Annotated in this window: 25 protein-coding genes; 11 read left to right on the top strand and 14 right to left on the bottom strand. The window is 72.1% G+C overall.

Features of this window, described 5'->3' with window-relative positions; genetic code table 11:
• Nucleotides 1–135: 135 nt before the first annotated feature.
• The 4 genes from ACO0M4_RS13530 to ACO0M4_RS13545 form a co-directional block, all read right to left on the bottom strand.
• Entirely contained in the window at nt 136–429 is a 294-nt protein-coding gene (locus ACO0M4_RS13530; RefSeq protein ID WP_430370224.1) for a hypothetical protein, read from the bottom strand.
• 140 nt (nt 430–569) lie between these two features.
• Complete coding sequence (locus ACO0M4_RS13535) at nt 570–1,568, bottom strand: alpha/beta hydrolase (RefSeq protein WP_430370226.1); 999 nt, start codon at nt 1,566–1,568, stop codon at nt 570–572.
• On the bottom strand, nt 1,565–2,317 hold the full coding sequence (locus tag ACO0M4_RS13540; RefSeq protein WP_430370228.1) for a glucose 1-dehydrogenase: 753 nt from the start codon (nt 2,315–2,317) through the stop codon (nt 1,565–1,567). The genes ACO0M4_RS13535 and ACO0M4_RS13540 overlap by 4 nt, the downstream gene beginning before the upstream one ends.
• Entirely contained in the window at nt 2,314–3,441 is a 1,128-nt protein-coding gene (locus ACO0M4_RS13545; RefSeq protein ID WP_430370230.1) for an LLM class flavin-dependent oxidoreductase, read from the bottom strand. The genes ACO0M4_RS13540 and ACO0M4_RS13545 overlap by 4 nt, the downstream gene beginning before the upstream one ends.
• A gap of 137 nt (nt 3,442–3,578) precedes the next feature.
• On the opposite strand from ACO0M4_RS13545, the gene ACO0M4_RS13550 reads away from it, so the two are divergent.
• Nucleotides 3,579–4,226, top strand: a complete 648-nt coding sequence (locus tag ACO0M4_RS13550; protein WP_430370232.1) for a PadR family transcriptional regulator — start codon at nt 3,579–3,581, stop codon at nt 4,224–4,226.
• Here ACO0M4_RS13550 and ACO0M4_RS13555 read toward each other — a convergent pair.
• Nucleotides 4,115–4,726, bottom strand: coding sequence for a flavin reductase family protein (locus ACO0M4_RS13555; protein ID WP_430370234.1), 612 nt, complete (start codon nt 4,724–4,726; stop codon nt 4,115–4,117). The two genes, ACO0M4_RS13550 and ACO0M4_RS13555, sit on opposite strands and share 112 nt — an antisense overlap.
• A 156-nt stretch (nt 4,727–4,882) precedes the next feature.
• On the opposite strand from ACO0M4_RS13555, the gene ACO0M4_RS13560 reads away from it, so the two are divergent.
• Together ACO0M4_RS13560 and ACO0M4_RS13565 are read left to right on the top strand one after the other, a co-directional pair.
• On the top strand, nt 4,883–6,529 hold the full coding sequence (locus ACO0M4_RS13560) for a FadD3 family acyl-CoA ligase (protein WP_430370236.1): 1,647 nt from the start codon (nt 4,883–4,885) through the stop codon (nt 6,527–6,529).
• Nucleotides 6,526–7,596, top strand: a complete 1,071-nt coding sequence (locus ACO0M4_RS13565) for an acyl-CoA dehydrogenase family protein (RefSeq protein ID WP_430370238.1) — start codon at nt 6,526–6,528, stop codon at nt 7,594–7,596. Before ACO0M4_RS13560 ends, ACO0M4_RS13565 begins: the two co-directional genes overlap by 4 nt.
• Before the next feature lie 110 nt (nt 7,597–7,706).
• Here ACO0M4_RS13565 and ACO0M4_RS13570 read toward each other — a convergent pair whose 3' ends face one another.
• From ACO0M4_RS13570 to ACO0M4_RS13580, 3 genes are read right to left on the bottom strand one after another with little or no spacing between them, the layout of a single operon-like run.
• Entirely contained in the window at nt 7,707–8,690 is a 984-nt protein-coding gene (locus ACO0M4_RS13570) for an acyl-CoA dehydrogenase family protein (RefSeq protein WP_430370239.1), read from the bottom strand.
• Complete coding sequence (locus ACO0M4_RS13575) at nt 8,690–9,883, bottom strand: acyl-CoA dehydrogenase family protein (protein ID WP_430370240.1); 1,194 nt, start codon at nt 9,881–9,883, stop codon at nt 8,690–8,692. The genes ACO0M4_RS13570 and ACO0M4_RS13575 overlap by 1 nt, the downstream gene beginning before the upstream one ends.
• Nucleotides 9,883–10,734, bottom strand: a complete 852-nt coding sequence (locus ACO0M4_RS13580) for an enoyl-CoA hydratase (protein WP_430370241.1) — start codon at nt 10,732–10,734, stop codon at nt 9,883–9,885. Before ACO0M4_RS13580 ends, ACO0M4_RS13575 begins: the two co-directional genes overlap by 1 nt.
• Before the next feature lie 47 nt (nt 10,735–10,781).
• On the opposite strand from ACO0M4_RS13580, the gene ACO0M4_RS13585 reads away from it, so the two are divergent.
• The 4 genes from ACO0M4_RS13585 to ACO0M4_RS13600 are packed head-to-tail and all read left to right on the top strand — an operon-like array spanning nt 10,782 to nt 14,516.
• The gene (locus tag ACO0M4_RS13585) at nt 10,782–11,966 is read left to right on the top strand and encodes an acyl-CoA dehydrogenase family protein (protein WP_430370243.1); all 1,185 of its coding nucleotides are present in this window, start codon (nt 10,782–10,784) and stop codon (nt 11,964–11,966) included.
• On the top strand, nt 11,963–12,745 hold the full coding sequence (locus ACO0M4_RS13590) for an SDR family oxidoreductase (protein WP_430370245.1): 783 nt from the start codon (nt 11,963–11,965) through the stop codon (nt 12,743–12,745). Before ACO0M4_RS13585 ends, ACO0M4_RS13590 begins: the two co-directional genes overlap by 4 nt.
• Complete coding sequence (locus tag ACO0M4_RS13595) at nt 12,738–13,322, top strand: TetR/AcrR family transcriptional regulator (RefSeq protein WP_430370246.1); 585 nt, start codon at nt 12,738–12,740, stop codon at nt 13,320–13,322. Before ACO0M4_RS13590 ends, ACO0M4_RS13595 begins: the two co-directional genes overlap by 8 nt.
• Nucleotides 13,323–13,358: 36 nt before the next feature.
• Nucleotides 13,359–14,516 (top strand): acetyl-CoA C-acetyltransferase, encoded by a 1,158-nt coding sequence (locus ACO0M4_RS13600; protein WP_430370247.1) that lies wholly within the window; start codon nt 13,359–13,361, stop codon nt 14,514–14,516.
• A gap of 63 nt (nt 14,517–14,579) precedes the next feature.
• Here ACO0M4_RS13600 and ACO0M4_RS13605 read toward each other — a convergent pair whose 3' ends face one another.
• The 6 genes from ACO0M4_RS13605 to ACO0M4_RS13630 form a co-directional block, all read right to left on the bottom strand.
• Nucleotides 14,580–15,473, bottom strand: coding sequence for a hypothetical protein (locus ACO0M4_RS13605; protein WP_430370249.1), 894 nt, complete (start codon nt 15,471–15,473; stop codon nt 14,580–14,582).
• Between the two features lie 172 nt (nt 15,474–15,645).
• A complete protein-coding gene (locus tag ACO0M4_RS13610; RefSeq protein ID WP_430370251.1) occupies nt 15,646–16,572 on the bottom strand; it encodes a tyrosine-protein phosphatase in 927 nt (308 codons plus the stop codon).
• Between the two features lie 72 nt (nt 16,573–16,644).
• The gene (locus tag ACO0M4_RS13615; RefSeq protein WP_430371368.1) at nt 16,645–17,631 is read right to left on the bottom strand and encodes an NAD(P)H-dependent flavin oxidoreductase; all 987 of its coding nucleotides are present in this window, start codon (nt 17,629–17,631) and stop codon (nt 16,645–16,647) included.
• A 155-nt stretch (nt 17,632–17,786) separates the two neighbouring features.
• Complete coding sequence (locus ACO0M4_RS13620) at nt 17,787–18,515, bottom strand: CoA-transferase subunit beta (RefSeq protein WP_430370253.1); 729 nt, start codon at nt 18,513–18,515, stop codon at nt 17,787–17,789.
• Complete coding sequence (locus tag ACO0M4_RS13625) at nt 18,512–19,351, bottom strand: CoA transferase subunit A (RefSeq protein ID WP_430370255.1); 840 nt, start codon at nt 19,349–19,351, stop codon at nt 18,512–18,514. Before ACO0M4_RS13625 ends, ACO0M4_RS13620 begins: the two co-directional genes overlap by 4 nt.
• Nucleotides 19,348–20,127 (bottom strand): enoyl-CoA hydratase family protein, encoded by a 780-nt coding sequence (locus tag ACO0M4_RS13630; RefSeq protein WP_430370256.1) that lies wholly within the window; start codon nt 20,125–20,127, stop codon nt 19,348–19,350. Before ACO0M4_RS13630 ends, ACO0M4_RS13625 begins: the two co-directional genes overlap by 4 nt.
• Before the next feature lie 80 nt (nt 20,128–20,207).
• Between ACO0M4_RS13630 and ACO0M4_RS13635 the strand changes: the two genes are divergently transcribed.
• The 4 genes from ACO0M4_RS13635 to ACO0M4_RS13650 all read left to right on the top strand — a co-directional run bounded on the left by ACO0M4_RS13635 (nt 20,208) and on the right by ACO0M4_RS13650 (nt 23,554).
• Complete coding sequence (locus tag ACO0M4_RS13635; RefSeq protein ID WP_430370257.1) at nt 20,208–20,996, top strand: SDR family oxidoreductase; 789 nt, start codon at nt 20,208–20,210, stop codon at nt 20,994–20,996.
• A 1-nt stretch (nt 20,997) separates the two neighbouring features.
• Complete coding sequence (locus ACO0M4_RS13640) at nt 20,998–21,909, top strand: SDR family oxidoreductase (RefSeq protein WP_430370258.1); 912 nt, start codon at nt 20,998–21,000, stop codon at nt 21,907–21,909.
• Nucleotides 21,910–22,212: 303 nt separating this feature from the next.
• Entirely contained in the window at nt 22,213–22,701 is a 489-nt protein-coding gene (locus ACO0M4_RS13645) for a GNAT family N-acetyltransferase (RefSeq protein ID WP_430370260.1), read from the top strand.
• Between the two features lie 571 nt (nt 22,702–23,272).
• A complete protein-coding gene (locus ACO0M4_RS13650) occupies nt 23,273–23,554 on the top strand; it encodes a peptidylprolyl isomerase (RefSeq protein ID WP_430370261.1) in 282 nt (93 codons plus the stop codon).
• The last annotated feature ends 215 nt before the right edge of the window (nt 23,555–23,769 follow it).

Consider the following 23,769-nt stretch of genomic DNA (forward strand, 5'->3'; position numbering starts at 1 on the left):
CAATCGTGTTCTGGCGGGAAAGACTCACCGGACCGCACGGGGGTTGTGCGGGCGCGCGGAAGATTTTCCGGACACGACGACGGCCGGGACGGCTGATGCCGTCCCGGCCGGTCGGTCAGAGGTGAAGGGCGCGCCCTAGCCGGTGCGGAAGAGCTCCTCCAGCGATGCCTGGGCCTTCTCGCCGCCGCGGACCGCCTCGACGACGGCCTGGTGGAAGGCGCGGCTGTCCGCCTCCGAGTGGCACGGGACGGGGCTGCCGATCATGGTGTACCAGTCCGAGGACCCGGTGTACTGCACGGCGACGTGCGCCTCGTCCTCCGACCACGTGGTGTGGATGGTCAGATCGCCCTGCATCGGGCCGATCTCCTCGGTCTGCACCGCGCCGGGGCGGGCGTGAATCCCCACCGTCGTCCAAGATGCCCAGGTCATGTCGTACCCCTCGGTCCCCAGGCCCCGGCCGGCCGCCGGGCGCGGTGCTTCAAGTCTGGCACTCGACGTGCGGCGGCGCACCGCATCGACGGGCCGCCACGGCTCCCCCGCACACTGTCACCATCCTCGCCACCCGTCCCTCACCCGCTCGTCACGCCGCTGTCACGCAGGGTGCCGACCAGCCAGTTGCCGGCCGCCTCCAACGCGGCGTCCGCCGCCGGCAGCGTTCCCGCCGCGCCGAGGAACCCGTGGAAGGTGTCCGGATATGCGTCCACCCGCACCGGGACGCCGGCGGCCCGCAGCGCCCGCCCGTAGGCGCGCCCTTCGTCCCGCAGCGGGTCGCACTCGGGCAGCACCAGCAGGGCGGGCGGCAGACCGGTCAGATCCGGGGCGAGGCCGGGCGCGGCGTACGGGTTGCCCCGGTCGCCGTCCGGGCCCAGGTACTGGTCCCAGTACCAGCGCATGTGGGCGGTGGTGTGGAAGAAGCCGGTGGCGTACTCGACGGCCGAGCGGCCCGCCAGGCGGTGGTCGAGGGCCGGGTAGACCAGCAGCTGGGCGGCGAGCGGCGGCCCGCCGCGGTCCCGGGTCAGCAGGGTGACCGCGGCGGCCAGGTTGCCCCCGCTGGAGTCGCCCGCGACGGCCACCCGGGCCGGGTCGCAGCCCAGCTCCGCCGCATGCGAGAGGGCCCACCGGGTCGCCGCGTAGGCGTCCTCGGCGGCGGCCGGGAAGCGGTCCTCCGGGGCCCGGCGGTAGTCCACCGAGACCACCACCGCATCGCAGCGCCGGGCGAGTTGGCGGCACAGCCCGTCGTGGGTGTCCAGGTCGCAGAGGACCCAGCCGCCGCCGTGGAAGAAGACGACCAGCGGGCGGGGGCCGGCGGCGGGGGCATCCGGCCGGTAGACGCGGACCGGGAGGGCGGGGGCGCCGGGCGGGCCGGGGACGGTGCGGTCGGCCGCGGTCACCGTGCCGTCCCCGGGTTCGGGCCGCGCGGCCCGGGAGGCGCGGCGCAGTGCGGCGGCGTCCAACGGGCCGCGCGCCGGGTCCGGGAAGCCCGCGGACATCGCGTCCACGATCGCCCGCGCCCGGGGGGAGAGCGGGTCGGGGGCGCCGGCCGCGGGGCCGGGCGGGGCGTCGGTCATCGGCTGGTCAACCCCCCGTCCACCGCGAACTCCGCGCCGGTGATGTACGCGGACGCGTCGGACGCCAGGAAGCGGACCAGCTCCGCCACCTCGTCCGGGCGGCCGATGCGGCGCAGCGGCACCCTCGGCCAGTCCTGTTCGCCGGGGGCCGGGCCCAGGACGTCCGCCACCATCGGGGTGTCGATCATGCCCGGGTGGACGGAGTTGACCCGGATCCGGTCCGTTGCCAGGTCCAGCGCGGCGGACTTGGTGAGCCCGCGCAGCCCGAACTTGCTCGCCCCGTAGGCCGAGTGCCCCGGGATGCCCCGCAGGCCGGCGGTCGAGGAGATGTTGACGATCGAGCCGCCGCCCGCGCTCCGCAGTGCGGGGACGGCCGCCTGGATGCCCAGGAAGGGGCCGAGGAGGTTGACCCGCAGCAGGCGGTCGAAGTTCTCCTCGGTCTCCTGGTCGACCGGTGCGGTCCGCCACAGGGCGGCGTTGTTCACCAGGACGTCCAGCCGGCCGAAGGCGGTGACCGCGGTGTCGACGACCGCCCGCCAGCCGTCCGCGTCGGTGACGTCGTGCCGGACGAACCGGGCCGCGTCGCCGAGTTCGGCGGCGAGCGCCCGGCCCTCCTCCTCGCGGACGTCGCCGAGCACCACCCGGGCGCCGGAGGCCACGAACAGGCGGGCCTCGGCCGCGCCCTGCCCGCGCCCGGCGCCGGTGATCACCGCGACCTTGCCGTCCAGGGACACCCCGTCGGCGGTCATGCCTGTCCCTCCAGGGCCCGGAAGTGCGGGATGACCGTCTCGCCCCAGTGCCGGATGGTCTCCATGCAGGCTTCCTGCGGCACGGTGCCCATCTGGATCAGGCACATCACCTCGTCCACCCCGATCTCCCGCAGCTGCTCGACGTAGGCGATGGCGTCCTGGGCGGTGCCGTAGGCGTGCTGGGCGTTGTAGGTGCCGGTGTCGACCGGGCGGGCCGGGATGTTGGCCTCGTGCAGTGTGGCGACCAGTTCCTGGCGGTCCTGTGCCAGCGCCGCCACGTGGTCGTCGTGCTCGTCGTGGACGGTGGGCGCCGGCCCGTTGCCGTACCAGTGGGCGATCGCCTCGGCGAAGAACCGCTGGCCGCGGGTGCCGAGGCGGTATGCGGCCGGGCCGTCGTCCAGCACGATCGTCGGGCAGAGCGCGGAGAAGTGGTCGTTGGTCTCGGTGGAGACCAGCCGGTCGCCGCTGCGGGTGGCGATCGCCTCGTCGTAGACCTTGCGCATGGTGCGCACGTCGTCGGCGCCGGCGAACCCCATCACCAGGGCGCCGATGCCCAGTTCGGCGGCGAGCTTGAGGGTGTCGTGCTTGCTGCACGCCATGAACAGCGGCGGGTGCGGGCCCTGCACGGGGCGCGGAAGGATCGCGCCGGGGCCGATGTCGAGCGTGCCGTGCCACTCGAAGGTCTCCTCCCGCCAGGCGTTGCTGAAGATCTGCAACGCCTCTTCCATCTGCGGGTAGGTGTCCTCGGGCCGGACCCCGTACATCGACATCTCCTGCTGGGTGGCGCCGCGTCCGGCGCCGATGTCCACGCGGCCGCCGGAGAGGACGTCGAGCATCGCGGCCCGTTCGGCTACCCGCACCGGGTGCTGGTAGCCGAACGGCATGGTGACCACGCCGTGGCCGATCCGGATCCGGGAGGTCCGGGCGGCGACCCAGGTGAGGAAGATCTCCGAGGCGCTCATGTGCGCGTACTGGGTCAGTGAGTGGTGCTCCACCGCCCAGATGCGGTCGAAGCCCATCTCCTCGGCGTAGACGGCCTGTTCGACGCAGTCGTGGATGACCTGGCGCTCCCGTTCGGGCGTCGGGTCGGCCAGCTGTGCCTCGAAGATCATCGAGAACTTCACGGAACTGCCTCCTGGTTCTGGAGGATGGGAAGACTATTTCTAATAGGAATATGTCTAGCAGGTATACGTGGTGAGAGGGAAGGGGGCCTGCGATGTCCCGTCAGGTAGGGGATCGGCGAGGCCGTAGACTGCGGAGCGTGACGGAGAAGAAGGCGCGCGGAGCGCAGGCCGGGGACGACGCGGAGCGCCCGGCGCTGCCGGCGACCAGCTGGGCGGTGCTCGGACTCCTCTCCTTCGGTGAGGAGTTGTCCGGTTACGACCTGAAGAAGTGGTCGGACTGGTCGCTGCGCTTCTTCTACTGGAGCCCGTCGTTCAGCCAGATCTACGGCGAGCTCAAGCGCCTGGAGAAGGTCGGCTACGTCAGTTCGCGGATGGTCGCCCAGGAGACCGGCAACCGCGACAAGCGGGTCTACGTCATCACCGACGAGGGCATGGCGGCGGTGCGCCGATGGGCGCGCGAGGCGCCCGTGGAGCCGCCGGTGCTCAAGCACGGCGTGATGCTGCGGCTCTGGCTGGGGCACCTGCTGGAGGCCGAGCAGATGCGCGAGGTGCTGGGTCGGCACCGGGAGTACGCCGAGACGATGCGGCAGCGCGCCGAGGCGGACGCCGCCGGCGCCCGCGCCGAGGCGGCCTGGGCCTACCCCTCGCTCGCGTTGAAGTGGTCGGAGCGGTACTACGCCTCCGAACGCGACCTGGCGGACGCGATGCTGGCCGATTTGGACGAGATGGTGGCCGCGGAGGCCGCCGACGCCGACGCCGGCGAAGACGGGTCCAAGCGCCCGTAGGTGCGCCGGAAGTAGAGCAGCGGGTCGGTCTCGCGCAGTCGCTCCGGGGGTGTGAGGGCGGTGACCCGGCCGAGCACGATCAGATGGTCGCCGCCGGGCAGTACGTCCGCCACCTCGCATTCGAGGGTGGCCAGCGCCGCGGTCAGCAGCGGTGCGCCGTTGATGCCGGAACGCCAGTCGACGCCGGCGAATTTGTCGCCGCCGGTGACCGCGAACTGCCGGCACAGCTCCTGCTGGTCGGCGGCGAGGACGTTGACTGCGAACCGTCCGGCCGCGTTGATCTTCGGCCAGGTCGTGGACGTCCCGGCCGGGCAGAAGCACACCAGCGGCGGGTCCAGGGACACCGAGGAGAACGACTGGACGGCCATGCCGACCGGCCGTCCGTCGGGCTGGCTTGCGGTGATCACCGCCACGCCGGTGCAGAAGCGGCCGAGGGTTTCCCGCATCGCGGCGTCGTCGCACCGTGTGGCGGGAGTGGTGGGCGGGGTGTAGGTGGGCACGCGACCTCCCGAGTGGAGTTAATTTCTCTACGTGTTTCTACTAGGTATATGCCTAACCGAAACACTGTGATTGGATACCGGCCACGTCCGCACGTCAAGTAGGCGGTAGCGCACTGCACATCACCGCCACCTCCGAGCAAGGGAGCGGGAGGGCCAATGACCTGGGCACACCACACCCCGCAAGGGCCGCCGCAGCCGGCGGCACCGGCCACCGTCGCACGACTCGCCGCCCACGCGGCCCGCGCCCACGGTGACCGTGAAGCGCTGTCCGACGGTGAAGTCCGTTGGACCTTCGCAGAGTTGGAGAAGGAGATCACCGCCGCGGCACGCGCCGCGATCGCCTACGGAATACGCCACGGGGACCGGATCGCCGTCTGGGCCCCCAACAGCCGCCAGTGGATCACCGCAGTCCTCGGCGCGGTCTCCGTGGGAGCCGTCCTCGTACCCCTCAACACCCGCTACAAAGCAGCCGAGGCCGCCGACATCATCCGGCGCAGCGGCGCCACCGTGCTGTTCACCGCCCGCGGCTTCCTCGGCTGCGACTACGACGACCTGCTGCACGACTCCGGCGAGGACCTGGGGCGGCTCGGGGGCACCGTGCTGCTCCGCGACGACGGCCCGCCCCGAGAAGCGGAACGGCCCGGCACCCTCTCCTACGACACCTACCTCGCGGCCGGCCGGCGCACCGGCGACGCCGAACTGGGCGCGCGCACCGACGCCGTCGGCCCCGACGACCTGTCCGACATCCTCTTCACCTCCGGCACCACCGGCCGCCCCAAAGGCGTGCTCGCCACCCACGGCCAGACCATGCGGGTCTTCGACGCCTGGGCGCGGCTGGTCACCCTGCGTGCCGGCGACCGCTACCTGCTGGTCAACCCCTTCTTCCACACCTTCGGCTACAAGGCCGGGATCCTCGCCTGCCTGCTGCGCGGCGCCACCATGCTGCCCGAACCGGTCTACGACGCCGACCGGATCCTGCGGCGCACCGCCGACGAGCGGATCAGCGTGCTGATGGGCCCGCCGACCGTCTTCCACGGCCTGCTCCACCACCCCGAACGCGCCCGGCACCGACTCGACTCGCTGCGGCTGGCCGGCACCGGAGCCGCCCTCGTCCCCGCCGAACTCGTCGTACGGATCCGCGCGGAACTCGGGATCCCGGACGTCTTCACCGCCTACGGACTGACCGAATCCGCCGGGGTCGTCACCATCTGCCCGACCGACGCCGACGCCGAAACCCTCGCGCACACCGTCGGACTGCCGCTCCCCGGCACGGAGTTGCGGATCGTCGACCCGGCCAACCAGCCGCTGCCACCCGGCGAACCGGGCGAGGTGGTGGTCCGCGGCTACCACGTCATGCCCGGCTACCTCGACGACCCCGCCGCCACCGCCGCCGCCGTGGACCCCGACGGCTGGCTGCACACCGGCGACGTCGGCGTCCTCGACGACCGCGGCTTCCTCACCCTCACCGACCGCATCAAGGACATGTACGTCGTCGGCGGCTTCAACGCCTATCCGGCGGAGGTGGAACGAGTGCTGCGCGACCATCCGGCGATCGCCGATGTCGCCGTGGTCGGCGCCCCCGACGAGCGGCTCGGCGAGGTCGGGGTGGCGTTCGTCGTCCCCACCGGAGGCGCCGCGCCCGAACCGGGGGAGCTGACCGACTGGGCCCGCGCACGGCTGGCCAACTTCAAGGTGCCCCGGCGCTACCACCTCGTACCGGAACTGCCCCGCAACGCCGGCGGCAAGATCCTCAAGGGCGAGCTGCGCCGGACGGCCGGGAACGAAGGGCGGAACGGCGGATGAGGCCGACCGATGAACAGGAGGAACTGCGGGTCGCAGTACGGCAGTTGTTGGCGCGGCAGCCCGGTTCGGACGCCTGGGGCCCGCTCGCCGGGCAGATCGGCGCGGCCGGGCTGGCGGTGCCCGAGGAGTACGGCGGGGCCGGCTGCGGCCCGCTCGAAGTCCATGTGGTGCTGGAGGAGTTGGGGCGCGCGCTGGCTCCCGTGCCCTTCCTGGGGTCCGCGGTGCTGACCACCCAGGCCCTGCTCGCCTGCGGGGACGCCGAACTGCTCCCCGGGCTCGCCGAGGGGTCCGCGGTGGGCGCACTGGCCTGGGCCGAGGCCGGCTCCTGGGAACCGGCCGCGGTCCGCGCCGCGGCCCACCGGTCACCGGACGGCGGCTGGCGGCTGACCGGCGTCAAGGACCACGTACTGGACGGTGCGGACGCCGAGCTGCTGGTGGTGGTCGCCCGGACCGATGCCGGCGTCTCACTCTTCGACGTCCCGGTGGACGGGCCCGGCGTCCGCCGGGAGCGCCTGGTGCCGATGGACTCCACCCGTCCGCAGGCCCGGATCGTGCTGGACGGGGCCGCGGGCCGGCTGCTGGGCGCGGACGGGGACGGCGAACGGGTCCTGGCCCGGGTGCGCGACCTGGGGATCGTGGCGCTCGCCGCCGAGCAGGTCGGGGCGGCCGAACGCTGCCTGGAAATGACCGTCGGCTACGCCCGGGAGCGGGTCCAGTTCGGCCGCCCCATCGGCTCCTTCCAGGCCGTCAAGCACCGGCTGGCGGACGCCTACGTCCAGGTGGAGGCGGCCCGGTCGATCGCGCTGGGTGCCGCCTGCGCCGCCGCCGACGGTGCCGGGGAGCTGCCCCGGTACGCCGCGGCCGCCAAGTCCGCGTGCGCGGAGGCGTTCTCGGCGGTGGCCGGGGAGACGATCCAACTGCACGGCGGGATCGGGATCACCTGGGAGCACGACGCCCACCGCTACTTCAAGCGGGCGCACGGCAGCGCCCAGCTCCTCGGCACGCCCGCCGCACACCGGCGACGCCTGGCCGCCGAGCTGGGACTGACGGTTCGTCAAGTCGCTTGATTCATGGGGTGATGAAGTCGATTCATGAGGAGATGAAGTAGGAGGAAGCAGTTGCGGCCCCGTGCCCCCGGAGGTGATCCGGGGGCACGGGGCCACGGTGTCTGCGGGGGTTAACCGGCCAGGACCCGGGCCCGGCACTCGGCCGGGGTGCCCCAGGCGTCCCGCAGCGGGCGGGCCTTGCGGATCCACAGAGAGAGGTCCGGCTCGTCGGTGTAGCCGACCGCGCCGTGCAACTGGAGGGCGGTGCGCGCCGCGGCGTAACCCGCCTCGCCGGCCGCCACCTTCGCCGCCGCTACCTCCGCGCCGGCCGACGGGGCGTCCGCGGCCAGCGCCAGGGCCGCCGCGTGCACCAGCGGCTGGGCGAACTCCAGCCCGATCAGGGCGTCCGCCAGCCGGTGCTTGACCGCCTGGAACGAGCCGATCGCCCGCCCGAACTGGGTGCGCTGGCGCACATAGTCGACGGTCCCGGCCAGCAGGGCGCGGCCCAGCCCGAGCGCCTGCGCGGCGGTGAGCAGACGGGCGAGGTCGGTGGCGTGCCCGGCCGCCGCGATGACCGCCGGGCCGCGGGCGAGGACCGTACCGCCGAGCGGGCGGGACAGCCGCCGGGCCGGGTCGAGGGAGGGCTGGACCGGGCCGTGGGTCTCGGTGCGGCACACCGTGTCGCCCCGGACCACCAGGACGGTGTCGGCGGCGTCCGCGTCCAGGGCGAACGGGGCGCCGTCCGCGCACAGGCTGAGGACCGCTTCACCGGCGGCGATCCGCGGCAGCCAGGCGGCCGCCGCCTCGGCGTCCCCCAACCGGTGCAGGAAGACCGCCGCGGCGGCGGTCTCCACCAGTGGGCCCGGTACCGCGTGACGGCCCAACTCCGTGAACGCAACGGCGAGTTCGAGGGGGAGTGGGCCCATCCCCTCATGCTCCTCGGGGACCGCGAGGGCGAACACCCCGGTCTCCGCGAGCCGGGCCCACAGGTCGCGGCCGGGCTTGTGCTCCCCGGCGGCCCAGGCCCGCGCCGCGGCCGGGGTGCCGGCCGCGCCCAGCAGGGAGTCCAGGGTGCGGGCGAACTCCCGTTGCTCATCGGTCAGCAGGAAGCGCATCAGCGGCGCCCTTCCGGGAGCCCGGGCCGGGCCTCCTTCGGCAGGCCGAGCAGCCGCTCGGCGATGATGTTGCGTTGGATCTCGTTGGTGCCGGCGTAGACGGGGCCGGCGAGGGAGAAGGTGTAGCCCTCGGCCCAACTGCCGTGTGCCGGGGCGTCGTCGGCGTCGTCGGCGAGTGCGCCGTAGGGGCCGAGCAGGTCCAGCGCGGTTTCGTGGAGGGCGATGTCCAGCTCCGACCAGAAGAGCTTGTTCAGGCTGGACTCGGCGCCGAGGGTGCCTCCGGCGGCAATTCGGGAGGCGTTGGCGTAGGTGAACAGCTGGTAGGCGCGGGCGCCGATCACCGCGTCGGCGACCCGGTCGCGCAGCGCGGTATCGGCCGGGTCGGCGGTCTCCCGCCACAGCGCGGTGAGCCGTTCGGCGGCGGCGGTGAACCGGCCGGGGCTGCGCAGGGTCAGCCCGCGTTCGTTGCCGGCGGTGCTCATCGCCACCCGCCAGCCCTGGCCGGGCTCGCCGATGACGTCCGCGTCGGGGACGAAGACGTCGTCGAGGAAGAGCTCGGCGAAGGCCGGTTTGCCGTCCAGTCGGCCGATCGGACGCACCGTCACCCCGGGCGCGTCCAGCGGGAACATCAGATAGGTCAGGCCCTGGTGCGGTCGGGCGGTGCCCGGCCCGCTGCGGAACAGGCCGAACGCGCGGTCGGCGAAGGCGGCCCGGGACGACCAGGTCTTCTGGCCGCGGAGCAGCCAGCCGCCGTCGATCCGTACGGCCGTCGAGCGCAGCGCCGCCAGGTCCGAACCGGCCTCCGGCTCGGACCATGCCTGGGCCCAGATGACCTCACCGGTCGCCATCGGGCCGAGGACGCGGGTGCGCTGCTCCGGTGTGCCGTGTTCGAAGAGGGTGGGGGCGAGGAGGTTGATGCCGTTCTGGCTGACCCGGCCGGGGGCGCCCGCGGCGTAGTACTCCTCCTCGAAGATCAGCCACTGGAAGAGCGTGGCGTCCCGGCCGCCGTACTCGGCCGGCCAGGAGACCACCGACCAGCGGTCGGCGGCGAGTTGGTGCTCCCATGCGCGGTGTGCCGCGAAGCCCGCACGGGTCTCCAGCGACGGCAGTGGCGTCGTGGGGACGTGCGCGGCGAGCCAGGCGCGGGCCTCGGCCCGGAACGCGGCGTCGGCGTCGCTGGCGTCCAGGTCCATCAGGAACCGGCCTCCTTCATCTTCTTGATGTCCATCCCGCCCAGCGAGTCCCGGGCGGTCTCGGCGTTGTGGGCGTGTGCGAGGTGGTGCAGGCCGAAGACCGAGTCCAGGCCGGTGTGCAGGCCCTGGAGGTCCTCGGCCTGGTTGACGGCGCGCTTGGTCAGGGCCAGGCCCATCCGCGGCATCTCGGCGATGCGTTCCGCCAACTCCCGTGTCCGGTCCGTGAGTTCGGTGCGCGGGACGATGCGGTTGACCATGCCCAGTTCGTACGCCCGCTGGGCCGGCATCCGGTCGCCGGTGTAGAGGAACTCCTTGGCGATCCGTGGCGGCATCACCCACGGGTGGGCGAAGTACTCCACGCCGGGGATCCCCATCCGGACGACCGGGTCGGCGAAGAAGGCGTCGTCGGCGGCGACGATCAGGTCGCAGATCCAGGCGAGCATCAAGCCGCCGGCCACACACGCCCCTTGAACGGAGGCGATCACCGGTTTGGGCAGTTCCCGCCAGCGCCGGCACATCCCCAGGTAGACCTCGGACTCGCGGGCGTAGCGGCTCTCCGCGCCGCTCTTGTCCGAGTGGTCCCACCACAGTCCGGCCTTGCGGTCGAAGGGGAGATGGGCGTCCCGGCCGGGGCTGCCGATGTCGTGGCCGGCGGAGAAGTGCCGGCCCTCGCCGGCCAGCACCACGACCTTGACCTCTTCGTCGTCCGCGGCGCGGTAGAAGGCGCGGTCCAGGGCGTAGGTCATCGCGGAGTTCTGGGCGTTGCGGTAGTCCGGGCGGTTCATCGTGACGGTGGCGACCGGGCCTTGACGGGCGTAGCGCACCACGGGCGTTTCTTCGCCGGCGGTCATCGGCGACCTCCTTCCCTAACAAGTGTTTGGTAGGTTAACGTACGGCCATGAGCAGCGTCGAGGCCCCCACCACCGTCGAGAGCTTCCGCACCGAGATCCGCAGCTGGCTGCGGGCCAACCTCACCGGGGAGTTCGCGGCCCTGCGCGGCCGGGGCGGCCCCGGCAGGGAACACGAGGCGTTCGCCGAACGCCTGGCCTGGGAACGGCACATGGCCGCCGCGGGCTGGACCTGCGTCGGCTGGCCCGTGGAGTACGGCGGGCGCGGGGCGACGTTGGAACAACAGGTCGCCTTCCACGAGGAGTACGCGCTCGCCGACGCCCCCGCCCGGGTCAACCACATCGGCGAGCAACTCCTCGGCCCCACCCTGATCGCCTTCGGCACCGACGCGCAGCGGGCCCGCTTCCTGCCGGAGATCGCCGCCGTCCGGGAGCTGTGGTGCCAGGGGTACAGCGAACCGGACGCCGGCTCGGACCTGGCGAACGTCCGGACCCGGGCGGCCCGGGACGAGGAGCGCGGCGACTGGGTCGTGGACGGCCAGAAGATCTGGACCTCACTCGCCCAGGACTCCCAGTGGTGCTTCGTCGTCGCCCGCACCGAACCGGGCTCCGTCCGCCACCGGGGCCTCTCCTACCTCCTCGTCCCGCTCGGCCAGCCCGGCGTCGACATTCGGCCGATCACCCAGCTCACCGGCACCTCGGAGTTCAACGAGGTGTTCTTCGACGGGGCCCGCGCCCCGCACGTGGTGGGCGCACCGGGCGACGGCTGGCGGGTCGCGATGGCCACCCTCGGCTTCGAGCGCGGGGTCTCCACCCTCGGCCAACAGGTCGGCTTCCGAAGGGAGTTGGAGACGCTGATGGAATTGGCGCGGCGGAACGGCGCGGCGGACGACCCACTGATCCGCGACCGGCTGGCGCGGGCCTGGATCGGCCTGGAAACCATCCGCTGCAACGCCCTGCGGATGCTGGAGGGCGTCGCCGCCGGCGCCCCCGGCCCCGAGGCGTCCATCGGGAAGATCTACTGGGCGACCTGGCACCGCGAGTTGGGCGAACTCGCCATGGACGTCTGCGGCGCGGGCGGCATGCTCACCGCCGGCGAGCCGTACGACCTCGACGACTGGCAGCGGCTCTTCCTCTTCTCCCGCGCCGACACCCTCTACGCGGGCTCCAACGAGATCCAGCGGAACATCATCGCCGAGCGGGTGCTCGGCCTGCCGAAGGAGGCGAAGGCATGACGGCACCGTCCTACGTTCCCGGTCACGATCTGCTCAACGGGCGGACGGCGGTGATCACCGCCGCTGCCGGGGCGGGGATCGGGGGCGCCACCGCCCGCCGGTTCCTGGAGGAGGGCGCCCGGATCGTCCTCGGGGACGCGCACGCCCGCCGACTGGCGGAGAGCGTGGCCGCGCTGGCGGAGGAGTTCGGGGCCGACCGGGTCGCCGGACTGCCCTGCGACGTGACCGACGAGGCGCAGGTGGCGGCGTTGTACGCGCTCGCCGAGGAGCGGCACGGCCGGCTCGACATCGTGGTCAACAACGCCGGACTCGGCGGCACCGCCGATCTCGTGGAGATGACCGACGACCAGTGGGCGAAGGTCATCGACGTCACCCTGGGCGGCACCTTCCGCTGCACCCGGGCCGCGCTGCGCCGGATGAAGGCCGCGGGTGCGGGCGGCGTGATCGTCAACAACGCCTCCGTCGTGGGCTGGCGCGCCCAGCGCGGCCAGGCGCACTACGCCGCCGCCAAGGCCGGGGTGATGGCGCTGACCCGCTGCGCCGCGATGGAGGCCGCCGAGTACGGAGTGCGGATCAACGCGGTCTCGCCCAGCCTGGCCATGCACCCGCACCTGGTGAAGGTCACCACCCCCGAACTGCTCGCCGAGCTGACCGCGAAGGAGGCGTTCGGCCGCTACGCCGAGCCGTGGGAGGTGGCCAACGTGATCGTCTTCCTGGCCGGTGACTACGCCTCGTACATGACCGGGGAGACCGTCTCGGTCAGCTCGCAGCATGCGTGAGGAGCGGCGCGGCGAACTCCTGGCCACCGCCGCCGAGGTGTTCGCCGCGCAGGGCTACAACGCGACCACGGTCCGGCAGATCGCGGACGCGGCCGGGATGCTCGCGGGCAGCCTCTACTACCACTTCGATTCCAAGGAAGCGATGGTCGACGAGATCCTCACCGCCTTCCTGGACGAGCTGTGGGCCGGCTACGACGCGGTCCTGGCGGCCGGCCTCGGCCCGCGGCAGACCATCGAGGCGCTGGTCACCGAGTCGTTCCGGGAGATCGACCGGCACCGCGCCGCGGTCGCGATCTACCAGAAGGAGGCCCGGCACCTCGCGGACCGGCATCCGCGGTTCGGCTACCTCGCCGACGCCCGGCGCCGGTTCGCCCGGGCCTGGCTCGGCACGCTGGAGTGCGGGGTGGCCGACGGGGTCTTCCGCGCCGATCTCGACATCCGACTGACGTACCGGTTCGTCCGCGACACCGTCTGGGTCGCCGCGTCCTGGTACCGGCCGGGCGCACAGCACAGCCCCGAGGAGATCGCCCGCCAGTACCTCTCGATGGTCCTGGACGGCATCGCCTTGCGGGACTGACCGGTACATCCGCACAATCTGACCAAGGAGTTCATCATGTCCCAGGTGTACCTCGTCGATGCCGTCCGCACCCCGGTGGGGAAGAAGGGCGGCGGACTGTCCGCGGTCCATCCGGCCGACCTCGGCGCACACGTGTTGAGTGCGCTGATGGGGCGCACCGGCATCGATCCGGCCGCGGTGGAGGACGTCGTCTTCGGCTGCCTGGACACGGTCGGGCCGCAGGCCGGGGACATCGCCCGGACCTGCTGGCTGGCCGCCGGGCTGCCGGAGGAGGTGCCCGGTGTCACCGTCGACCGGCAGTGCGGCTCCTCGCAGCAGGCCGTGCACTTCGCCGCCCAGGGGGTGCTGTCCGGCACCCAGGACCTGGTCGTGGCGGGCGGGGTGCAGAACATGTCGCAGATCCCGATCGCCTTCGCCAGCCGCCAGGCCGCCGAGCCGCTGGGGCTCACCCAGGGCCCGTACGCCGGTTCCGAGGGCTGGCGGGCCCGCTACGGCGACCAGCCCGTCAACCAGTTCCACGGCGCCGAACTGATCGCCAACAAGTGGGACATCTCCCGCCAGGACATGGAGGAGTTCGCGCTCCGCTCCCATCAGCGGGCGATCCGGGCCATCGACGAGGGCCGCTTCGACCGGGAGATCGTCGCGTACGGAGAGGTCACCACCGACGAGGGGCCGCGCCGGAACACCTCGCTGGAGAAGATGGCGGGGCTGGCGCCGGTGGTGGAGGGCGGCCGGCTGACCGCCGCGGTCTCCTCACAGGTCTCCGACGGGGCCGCCGCGATGCTGCTGGCCTCCGAGCGGGCGGTGGCCGAGCACGGTCTGACCCCGCGTGCCCGGATCCACCACCTCTCGGTCCGTGCCGAGGACCCGATCCGGATGCTGTCCGCACCGATCCCGGCCACCGCGTACGCGCTGAAGAAGGCCGGGATGACGATCGACGACATCGACCTGGTCGAGATCAACGAGGCGTTCGCGCCGGTGGTGCTGGCCTGGCTGAAGGAGACCGGCGCCGATCCGGAGCGGGTCAACGTCAACGGCGGTGCCATCGCGCTCGGCCACCCGCTGGGTGCGACTGGGGTCCGGCTGATGACCACGCTGCTGAACGAACTGGAGCGCACCGGCGGCCGGTTCGGCCTCCAGACCATGTGCGAGGGCGGCGGACAGGCCAACGTCACCATCATCGAACGTCTCTGAGATTCCTACCGCAGATGCTCGTCGTCCCGGAGCGAGCCGTGGCGCCGTCGGGGCTCACGGATCTCACAGCAGGGTGTGCAGCGGGCGGGCAACCGCGTGCGCGGCGGGCCGTGTGAGGTGCAGGGCCGTGTGAAAGTGGCCGTCGGTCTCCTTGCCGCGGGGGTCGTCGCCGGCCGCGGACACCGCGGCGAGGGCGTAGCGCTGTTCGTCGGCGTCGGTGAAGCGCCTCTGCGGGTAGGTGCGGGACGTGTCCTTCTCCGTGGTCAGGCCCCACAAGGCCAGGCCGTCGGCGATGTTCTGGTAGGAGCCGGTACGCAGTACGAAGGCGGCCACCCATGGTGGCTCCAGCCTGCCTTCCAACAGCGGACCGAAGGTGCGGGCGGACAGGAAGCTCGCCCCGCCGGTGACGGTGATCAGGCGGGTGCCGCGGGTGGCCCGGTACAACGCCGTGGTAGGCGGGGCGACTTCCAGGTTCTCGGCGAACCCCGCATCGAGCAGACCGGCCGCGCGACCGTAGGCGATGGCCGGCGTGGCGATGTCCAGGCCGACGACGGGTACGGCATCCGGACGGCGGCGCGTCGCGTAGTACTCGCGGTCCGACTCGATCAGTTCGGCGGTCGTCAGGCGGGCCACCTGCGGTGAGGTGTAGCGGTCGTACAACTCCTCCAGCGTCACATGGTGGTTGAGCAAGGCCGCGTTGATGCCGTACGAGCAGCAGATGTCCAAGACCGTGGCCGGTGGCCCGCCCTCCTGGCCGGCCGGGCGCTCGGCGACTTCGGGAAAGCCGACAAGGGGCAGGAGGCGGCGGAAGACGCTCTGGGCGTGGTGGGGTGTCCGATACCCCAGCGCCCCCAAAGCGCTGAAGTACGCACGCGGGTCCGGCTGGCCGTAGATGTCGTCGAAGCGGGTCATCTGCGCGGGTGTACCCGATGCGTGCTGGTTCCGAGCCTTCGTCATCCGGGTGCCTCCTTAGGCGGATCAGGCAGGCATAGCGCATTGCGCCGTCGGTTGGAAAGGCTGCCGGGGCCTCCGTATCCCGCCAAGTCACTTGCCCCGCCGCAAGGTCAGCCGATCAGTTCATGGAGCGTCACCGGGCTGCCGTCCAGCGGGCCGCGGGCCGCGGGCCGCGTCAGTGCAGCAGTTGTGCGCGGATCCTGGCCGTGGTCCTGGCGTCGACGCCCAGTCCGGCGGTGAGGTAGCGCGGGATGCTGCCGTAGTCCCGGTGCAGTCGGTCGAGTCCGGCCGTCAGATAGCCGGTGCGCACCTCCTGGAGCGGGATCAGCAGGTCCGGGTCCTGCATCAGCCCGGCCTGTTTGAGCTGTGCGCGCACCGCGGCGTCCGCGTCGTGGCGCAGGGCGTTGGAGAGCAGGTAGTCCTGTGCGGCGGTGGTGTGCGGGACGCCGAGCAGGCGCAGCAGGAGGTAGCTCAGCCAGCCGGTGCGGTCCTTGCCCGAGGTGCAGTGGAAGAGCAGCGGCAGTCGGTCGCCGTCCGCGATCCGAGTGAGCATCGTGCCGAAGGTGGTGCGGTTGGCGGCGTTGGTGACGAATGTTGGGTACATGTCACGCATAAGGCTCTCTGCCTTGCCGTCGCCCAGCAGACGCTGCTGTTCGACCGGGTCCTTGGTGGCGATGGCCGCCTGCATGGCGGCGAACAGCCCGGTGTCGTCGATCGGCAGCGACGTCACCGTCAGACCGACGGGCAGGCGGTCCGCGCCGTCGAACGAGACCTCCGAGGCCACCCGCATGTCGATGGCCGTATGCAGCCCGAGGCGGCCGAGCGTGGTCACGTCCTCCGGGGTCAGCTTGGCGAGCGCGTCGGAGCGGAACAGCCGGCCGTACCGCAGCTGCCTTCCGCCCTCGGTCCGGTAGCCGCCCACATCACGGCAGTTGACCGCGCCGCGCAGCGGGACCCGGCGGTCCGGCGGCGGGGTGCTCCGCGGGGTGCGCGGTGCGGTGGCGGCATCGGCGGTGGCTCCGCAGCCGGCGGCGGTGAGCCCGCCGAGGGTGAGCGCGGAGCCGAAGAGCAGGGTGGTGACGCGTCGTCGGGAGGGGTACACGCGGCAGCTCCTGAGGGAGGGGGAGGGGGCCCGGGGTGCGGGTCGGTGCCGGTCCGCACCCCGGACGGTGGGTCAGCGGGGGAGGCCCGCCAGTGACCGGTGCGCCTCGGTCATGATCCGGTCGACCAGTTCGGCGCACGACGGAAGGTCCTCGATCACCCCGGCGACCTGCCCGGAGGCCATCACGCCGAGGTCGGTGCGGCCGTCCACCATCGATGCCTTCAGCAGCATCGGGGTGTTGGCCGCCAGCAGGATCTGACTCCAGGTCAGCTCCTTGCCGTGCTTCATCGCCAGCCCGTCGCGGACCATCTGGGCCCAACTCAGGCCGGACAGCTTCCGGAACGACGCGGCGTGCCGCACCGCCTTGAGCAGCGCGGTGGTGCGCCCGGACCGCTCCAGGGCCTCGACCAGTTCGCTGCGGAGCATCCGGTGCGGCAGCCCGTCGACCTTCGTGGTGACGGTGACGTCCTTGACCGCCGCCTCCAGGTAGCGCGCCTGGACGGCCGGTGGCACGGTGCTGTCCGAGGTCAGCAGGAAGCGGGTGCCCATGGCGATCCCGGCCGCCCCGTAGGCGAGCGCGGCGACCAGGCCCCGGCCGTCGAAGAAGCCGCCGGCGGCGATCACCGGGATGTCCACCGCGTCCACGACCTGGGGGAGCAGCACGGTGGTGGCGACGTTCCCGGTGTGGCCGCCGCCCTCGCCGCCCTGGACGACGACCGCGTCGGCGCCCCAGGCCGCGACCTTCTCGGCGTGCCGCCGGGCCCCGATGGACGGGATGACCACCACCCCGGCGTCCTTGAGCCGGGCGATCAGCTCCCGGGAGGGCGCCAGTGCGAAGGAGGCGACCCGGACGCCCTCGTCGGCGATGATCCGCACGCGCTCGGCGGCGTCGCCGGCGTCCGCCCGCAGATTGACCCCGAACGGCTGGTCCGTGCGGGACTTGACCTCGCGGACCGCCGCTCGCAGCTGGTCGGGCGTCATGGTGGCGGAGGCCAGGACGCCCAGTGCGCCGGCGTTGGCGGCGGCGGACACCAGGCGGGGGCCGGCCACCCAGCCCATCCCGGTCTGCACGATCGGATGCCGCACCCCGACCAGCTTGGTCAGCCGGGTGGCGAGGACCGGGCCGTCGTCCGTGCGGGGGGCGTCGAGGGGGGCGCCGTCCGGGGCGGGGACGGTGGCCGGGGTGCGGTCGGCGGCCGGGGTGTGGTCGGTGCTCACGCCGGCACCTCGCGGTCGCGCAGCCCCTTCGGATCGATCACCTCGCGGATCAGCCGCAGCTCCTCGGCGGTGGGTTCCCGGGTGTACGGGACCTCGTCGGGGTGGACCAGCGGGAAGCCGGTGGCCTCCTGCACCTCAGCGGCGCTGACGCCCGGGTGCAGCGAGACCAGCCGCATGGTGTGGTCCGGGGTGGCGAAGTCGAAGACGCCCAGATTGCTGACCACCCGCGGGATGTGGTGGTAGCGGGTGGCGGACGGCCCGGCGGCGGCCGCGTTGTCGTAGCCGACCCCGCAGACCATGTCGACCTGTTCGACGAAGACCCGCCGGGAGTGCTTGGGCACCCAGTAACTCGTCGGGTTGTTCAGGGTGTTGACGGGGGCCCCGCGGACGCCGAGGAGCTGCCGGGTGGGCCGCTCCCAGTCACCGATGCAGGAGATGTTCTGGTTGCCGAACCGGTCGAGCTGACTGGCGCCCATCATCACGTGCCGCTTGCCGCCGGTGACCATGGCCAGGTGCTGGCGGTAGGGGAGCCAGCCCTCGGGCCGCCCGTCGAGACCCACCAGCAGCGCCTCGCCGTCGGTGAGCAGCAGGTCGGGGGAGAAGGTGCGCTTGGCGAGCCGGGCGCCGATGGACGGGACGGCGCCCATCGGGCTGGCGAGCACCTCGCCGTTGTCGCGCCAGGCATCGGCGCAGGCGAGCACGGCGTATTCGGCGCGGCTGGTCATCGGTTCTCCTCGTGCCAGGTCTGGACGGCCGACTGGTAGCCCTTCTCGTCCCCGTGCAGGAACCGCGCGGCGAACTCCGGCCAGGGCGTGGTCGCGTAGAGCTTCTGGAACGCCTCGTCGCGGTCGTAGTCCGGGACGCAGGAGGTGAAGTGCGCGCCGTTCGGCGTCGCCACGACGCCGGTGACCGCGTGCCGCTTGACCAGCAGGGTCTGTGGGACGGCGGACCCGAAGTCGTCCACCAGCTCCTCGCACGAGAGGTAGGCGTGGTCCGCCGCCTCGCAGAACAGGTCGTCGAAGTACGGGTCGGGGCCCAGGTACTGGCCGTTGCCGAGCCGGTCGGCGCGGTTGAGGTGGACCAGCGCCGCGTCCATCCGCAGTGCGGGCATCGCGACGAAGGTCTCGCCGTCCTCGTACGGCGAGGTGACCGTCTTCAGGTCGGGGTTGACCCGCATCACGTCCGAGCCCAGGCCGGCCCGGACCGGGAGGAAGGGCAGCCGGTTGGCGGCCGCCTGCAACCCCCACATGAACATCGCCTCGTCGACCTCGCTCAGCTCGAACCCGCCGGCTTGGCGGGCCGCGCGGAAGTGCGGCTCCAGGGGGATCGAGTCGAGGGTGACGAACGCGGTGATCAGCTTGCGGATCTTCCCGGCGGCGGCGAGCAACCCCACGTCCGGTCCGCCGTAGGAGATCACGGTCAGGTCGGTGACGTCGGATCGGAGCAACGCCCGGACCAGCGCCATCGGCTTGCGGCGGGAGCCCCAGCCGCCGATGCCCAGGGTCATCCCGCTGTGCAGCCGCGCGACGACGTCCTCGGGGGTCATGGTCTTGTCGGTCACGATCGGTCCTCCTCGTCCTTGTGGGGCCGGTCCGTGCCGAAGGTGTCGCGGACCCGGTCCGCGATCCCGCTGAGGTTGGCCTCGAAGGTGAAGCCCTGCTCGAAGCGGTAGCTACGGCGTACGTCGACCGGGTCGATGCCGTTGATGGCGGCCTTGGCGAGCCGGATGAGGGAGCCGTCCTTACGGGCGATCTCCCGGGCCAACTCCATTGCCGCGTCGGGCAGTTCGTCGCGCGGCACCACCTTCCAGACCGAGCCGTGCGCCTGCAGTTCGTGGGCGGTGGCGGTCCGCGAGGTGTAGTACAGCGCCCGCATCAGGTGCTGGGGGACCAGGCGGGCCAGATGGGTGGCGGCGCCCAGCGCGCCCCGGTCCAGTTCGGGCAGGCCGAAGGTCGCGTCGTGGCTCGCCACGATCGCGTCGGCGTTGCCCACCAGGCCGATCCCGCCGCCCAGGCAGAAGCCGTGCACGGCGGCGACCACCGGCACTTCGCACTCGTAGACCGCGGCGAACGCCTCGGCGCAGCCGCGGTTGGCGCCGATCAGCGCCCCGTGGCCGCCGGCCGCGGTGTCCCGCTGCATCTCCTTGATGTCGACGCCGGCGTTGAATCCGCGGCCCTGTGCGGTGAGCACCACGCAGCGGACGTCGGGGTCCCGGCCGGCGGCCCGTACGGCGTCGGCGAGGTCGTACCAGCCCTGTACGGGCAGGGCGTTGACCGGGGGGAAGTCCACGGTGACGACCGCGACGCCCTGGTCGGGTGCGGAGGTGGAGACACCCATGAGCAGATCAGCTACCTTTCCACCAAGCGTTTGTTAGGTAGCGAAGTTAGCAGCGGATCGCCCGCTGCGGGAGGTACCAGTTGTCCCTGAACCTCGATCTGACCGGACGGGTCGCCGTCGTCACCGGCGGTACCCGGGGCGTTGGCGCCGGGATCGCCCGGACCTTCCTCCAGGCCGGCGCGGAGGTCGTCGTGTGCGCCCGACGGCCACCGGACACCCCGGTCACGGCGGACGGCCGCACGGCCCGCTTCCGCCCCCTCGACCTGCGCGAACCGGCTGCCGTCCGGGAGTTCTTCCACACCGTCGCCGCCGACCACGGCCGCCTGGACTGCCTGGTCAACAACGCCGGCGGCACCCCCTACCGGCTGCTCGGCGAGACCGCCGCGGAACGCCACGCCCGGGTCGTCGAGCTCAACCTGATCGCCCCGATGACCGCCTCGCTCGCCGCATACGAGGTGATGCGCGGCCAGCCGTACGGCGGTTCGGTGATCATGATCGGCAGCGTCAGCGGCACCCGACCCTCACCCGGCACCGCCGCCTACGGTGCCGCCAAGGCCGGCCTGGACAACCTCGCCCGCTCGATGGCCGTCGAATGGGCGCCCCACGTCCGGGTCAACACCCTCGTCCTCGGCATGGTCCGGACCGAACTCTCCGCGCTGCACTACGGGGACGAGGCGGGCCTCGCCGCGGTCGGCGCGACCGTGCCGCTCGGCCGGCTCGCCGAACCCACCGAGATCGGCGACGCCTGCGTCTTCCTCGCCTCCGGCCGCGCCGGCTACGTCAGCGGCGCCAGCCTGCTCGTCCACGGCGGCGGGGAACGCCCCGCCTTCCTCGACGCCGCCACCGCCAACCACCCCAAGGAGTCATGAGATGACCGGAATCTGCACCGGACGCGTCGCCGCCGTCACCGGGGCCGGCCGGGGCCTGGGCCGCGCCCACGCCCTCGCGTTGGCCGCCGAGGGAGCCGCCGTCGTGGTCAACGACCTCGGGGTCGCGGCCGACGGCGCCGGCGCCTCCACCGGCCCCGCCCAGCAGGTCGTCGAGGAGATCCGGGCCCACGGCGGCCGGGCTGTCGCGCACACCGGCGACATCACCACCGACGACGGCGCCGGCTCCCTCGTCGCCACCGCCCTGGACGCCTTCGGCCGCCTGGACGCCCTGGTGAACAACGCCGGGTTCCTGCGCGACCGGATGCTGGTCAACCTCGACGAGGACGACTGGGACGCGGTGATGCGGGTCCACCTCAAGGGCCACTTCCTGCCGCTCAAGCACGCCGCCGCACACTGGCGGGCCGAGGCCAAGGCCGGGCGCACTCCCGACGCCCGGGTGATCAACACCAGTTCGGGCGCCGGCCTACTGGGCAGCGTCGGCCAGGGCAACTACTCCGCGGCCAAGGCCGGCATCCTCGGCCTCACCCTCGTCGCCGCCGCCGAACTGGGCCGCTACGGCGTCCAGACCAACGCCATCGCCCCGGCGGCCCGCACCCGGATGACCGAGCAGACCTTCGCCGAGACCATGGCAACGCCCGCGGAAGGCGCCTTCGACGCCATGGCCCCCGAGAACGTCTCCCCCCTGGTCGTCTGGCTGGCCTCGGCCGACAGCACCGGCGTGACCGGCCGGGTCTTCGAAGCCGAAGGCGGCCGGATCACCGTGATGGAGGGCTGGCGGCCGGGCCCCACCACCGACCAAGGCGCCCGCTGGGCCCCGGCGAAGGTGGGCCAGGCCGTCCGCGACCTGCTGACCGCCGCGGAGCCGGCGCAGCCGGTGTATGGGGCGCGGTAGCGGCGCGTTTGCCTCGCCTCCCACGTTTTTTCGCTGCCCGAAGCTCATCACGACTACGGCCGGCGTCGACCCGGATACCCCCACACCAGTCATGCGGCGCTCCCCTCGCCGGCGAACGCGGACAAGGCGAATCCTGGCCTCGCTCGCGGCGGTGCGGGCGGTGTCTTCGCGCAACCGCTTGCGGCAGCGGTGTTCATCTGATGCTTGAGCAGCGGCGGCCGGTGAGCCGAGGGCGCGGGCTGCGGAAACGGCTTTGCGCTTCGTGCGATCGGCGTGGATGCTGGCGCGCCGGAGGTACTGAAGATGATCAATGTTGTGTTGAAGCTGTCGGCCCGTGACTTCGCGCATGCGGACCTGGCGTCGTGCGGGTGGGCAGGCTCGGCCCATCACCTGGCCGGCGTTGCCAGGCAGTTGGAACGTGTTCGGCTCGGTGCGGTCGACTACCTTGCGGTCTGCCCGGCGACCAACATCCCTGTGGCGAAGGGCGGCGTCGACTACCAGGTCAAGGAGGGCGTCGGCACTTTGTGGCAGCTGGCGGTCCACCCCGCACTGCAATCGTGCGGGATCGGCACGATCCTCGTCGAAGCCGCAGAACTGCGGATCAGGAACCGCGGTCTGCGGCAGGCCGAGCTGGCTGTGGAGGAAAGCAACCCCCGGGCACGTGCACTGTACGAACGACTGGGATATGTCGCGTACGACCGTCAGCCGGACTCGTGGGACGAGCAAGCCCCTGATGGATCGTTGCGCCGCCACGAAACGATGTGCACGTTGATGCGGAAGGAACTCGCGTAGGCCCCGTCCTGGACGCCTATCCAGCAAACTCGCATCCTGCGATAAAAAAGGGCTCCCTTTTTCTGGTGTCCTGCATTCCGCAGAAACACTTCAATTAGTCATGCGAAAGTCCGCGACCTGCCGATAAAATGGAGGAGGGAAAAGGGGCGCCCCCGCGGGAATCCGCGATCAGCTCGCGGCGATGGAACACCGCGTCGGTATGGCCATGGACATCGTTGAGCGGGTCGGCGACGCATAGGACTCCCGAGGCTGATCACGCAGGGCAAGAGCTGTTCTCGTGGGCTCGTCGGCTGTACTACGGATGGACCCCGGGCGCCCCGGAACCGTGGGATCCGAGGTACACCCGCTCTAGGCCGCGGAAGTAGCGGCCGGTACCGACAACAGCGGAAGGCCGCTGTCTGGTGGGCCGTGGTGTGATCGCCTGTGAGATAGTGCAGCCTGACTTACGGAAGCTGCTCACGGAAGCCCGAAGGGACTTGTGGCGGGTTGGGGCTGTGATTGCCACCACCTCGAAGGTCCCTGGGCACATAATCTTTGGCGGCGTTGATGTCTACTCGAAAGGGTGTAACAAATGGCTAGGGCAACTGCACGTCACATCTTGGTCCCCAGCGAGGAAAAGGCCGCGGAGCTGAAGGCGCAGATTGAGGCCGGAGCGGATTTCGCGGAGGTCGCAAAGGCGCACTCCACGTGCCCCTCAGGCCGTCAGGGTGGCGACCTCGGATCGTTCGGTCCGGGACAGATGGTCAAGGAATTTGACACGGTCGTCTTCTCGGCCCCGGTCGGCACCGTCCAGGGCCCGGTGAAGACCCAGTTCGGGTTCCACCTCATCGAGGTTTCCAGCCGACAGGACTGATGCCGTGTGCCGGGCTGCGTCGTGAGACGTAGCCCGGTTCCGCATGCCAGGCCAGCAAAGCGCTGTGATCCCTCACGTTGGAACGGCGCGGCATGGGGTGCTGCCGGCACCAGGCGGCCTGTACGCGTCCTGACCTGCGCAGATGCCACCATGAGGGTTCGCGCCTGCGGGCGGCTGCGAGGGGCCTGTTGATGCGACGCCGGCCCATGGGCGAA

It is taken from the genome of Streptomyces sp. RGM 3693 (assembly GCF_050471125.1).
In the GTDB taxonomy this organism is placed as follows: Bacteria; Actinomycetota; Actinomycetes; order Streptomycetales; family Streptomycetaceae; genus Streptomyces.

What these genes read in the sequence shown, in the direction of transcription:
- ACO0M4_RS13530 (WP_430370224.1), bottom strand. Translation starts at nt 429, where the DNA reads ATGACCTGGGCATCTTGGACGACGGTGGGGATTCACGCCCGCCCCGGC.
- ACO0M4_RS13535 (WP_430370226.1), bottom strand. Translation starts at nt 1,568, where the DNA reads ATGACCGACGCCCCGCCCGGCCCCGCGGCCGGCGCCCCCGACCCGCTC.
- ACO0M4_RS13540 (WP_430370228.1), bottom strand. Translation starts at nt 2,317, where the DNA reads ATGACCGCCGACGGGGTGTCCCTGGACGGCAAGGTCGCGGTGATCACC.
- ACO0M4_RS13560 (WP_430370236.1), top strand. Translation starts at nt 4,883, where the DNA reads ATGACCTGGGCACACCACACCCCGCAAGGGCCGCCGCAGCCGGCGGCA.
- ACO0M4_RS13565 (WP_430370238.1), top strand. Translation starts at nt 6,526, where the DNA reads ATGAGGCCGACCGATGAACAGGAGGAACTGCGGGTCGCAGTACGGCAG.
- ACO0M4_RS13570 (WP_430370239.1), bottom strand. Translation starts at nt 8,690, where the DNA reads ATGCGCTTCCTGCTGACCGATGAGCAACGGGAGTTCGCCCGCACCCTG.
- ACO0M4_RS13575 (WP_430370240.1), bottom strand. Translation starts at nt 9,883, where the DNA reads ATGGACCTGGACGCCAGCGACGCCGACGCCGCGTTCCGGGCCGAGGCC.
- ACO0M4_RS13580 (WP_430370241.1), bottom strand. Translation starts at nt 10,734, where the DNA reads ATGACCGCCGGCGAAGAAACGCCCGTGGTGCGCTACGCCCGTCAAGGC.
- ACO0M4_RS13585 (WP_430370243.1), top strand. Translation starts at nt 10,782, where the DNA reads ATGAGCAGCGTCGAGGCCCCCACCACCGTCGAGAGCTTCCGCACCGAG.
- ACO0M4_RS13590 (WP_430370245.1), top strand. Translation starts at nt 11,963, where the DNA reads ATGACGGCACCGTCCTACGTTCCCGGTCACGATCTGCTCAACGGGCGG.
- ACO0M4_RS13595 (WP_430370246.1), top strand. Translation starts at nt 12,738, where the DNA reads ATGCGTGAGGAGCGGCGCGGCGAACTCCTGGCCACCGCCGCCGAGGTG.
- ACO0M4_RS13600 (WP_430370247.1), top strand. Translation starts at nt 13,359, where the DNA reads ATGTCCCAGGTGTACCTCGTCGATGCCGTCCGCACCCCGGTGGGGAAG.
- ACO0M4_RS13605 (WP_430370249.1), bottom strand. Translation starts at nt 15,473, where the DNA reads ATGACGAAGGCTCGGAACCAGCACGCATCGGGTACACCCGCGCAGATG.
- ACO0M4_RS13615 (WP_430371368.1), bottom strand. Translation starts at nt 17,631, where the DNA reads ATGGGCTGGGTGGCCGGCCCCCGCCTGGTGTCCGCCGCCGCCAACGCC.
- ACO0M4_RS13620 (WP_430370253.1), bottom strand. Translation starts at nt 18,515, where the DNA reads ATGACCAGCCGCGCCGAATACGCCGTGCTCGCCTGCGCCGATGCCTGG.
- ACO0M4_RS13630 (WP_430370256.1), bottom strand. Translation starts at nt 20,127, where the DNA reads ATGGGTGTCTCCACCTCCGCACCCGACCAGGGCGTCGCGGTCGTCACC.
- ACO0M4_RS13640 (WP_430370258.1), top strand. Translation starts at nt 20,998, where the DNA reads ATGACCGGAATCTGCACCGGACGCGTCGCCGCCGTCACCGGGGCCGGC.
- ACO0M4_RS13645 (WP_430370260.1), top strand. Translation starts at nt 22,213, where the DNA reads ATGATCAATGTTGTGTTGAAGCTGTCGGCCCGTGACTTCGCGCATGCG.
- ACO0M4_RS13650 (WP_430370261.1), top strand. Translation starts at nt 23,273, where the DNA reads ATGGCTAGGGCAACTGCACGTCACATCTTGGTCCCCAGCGAGGAAAAG.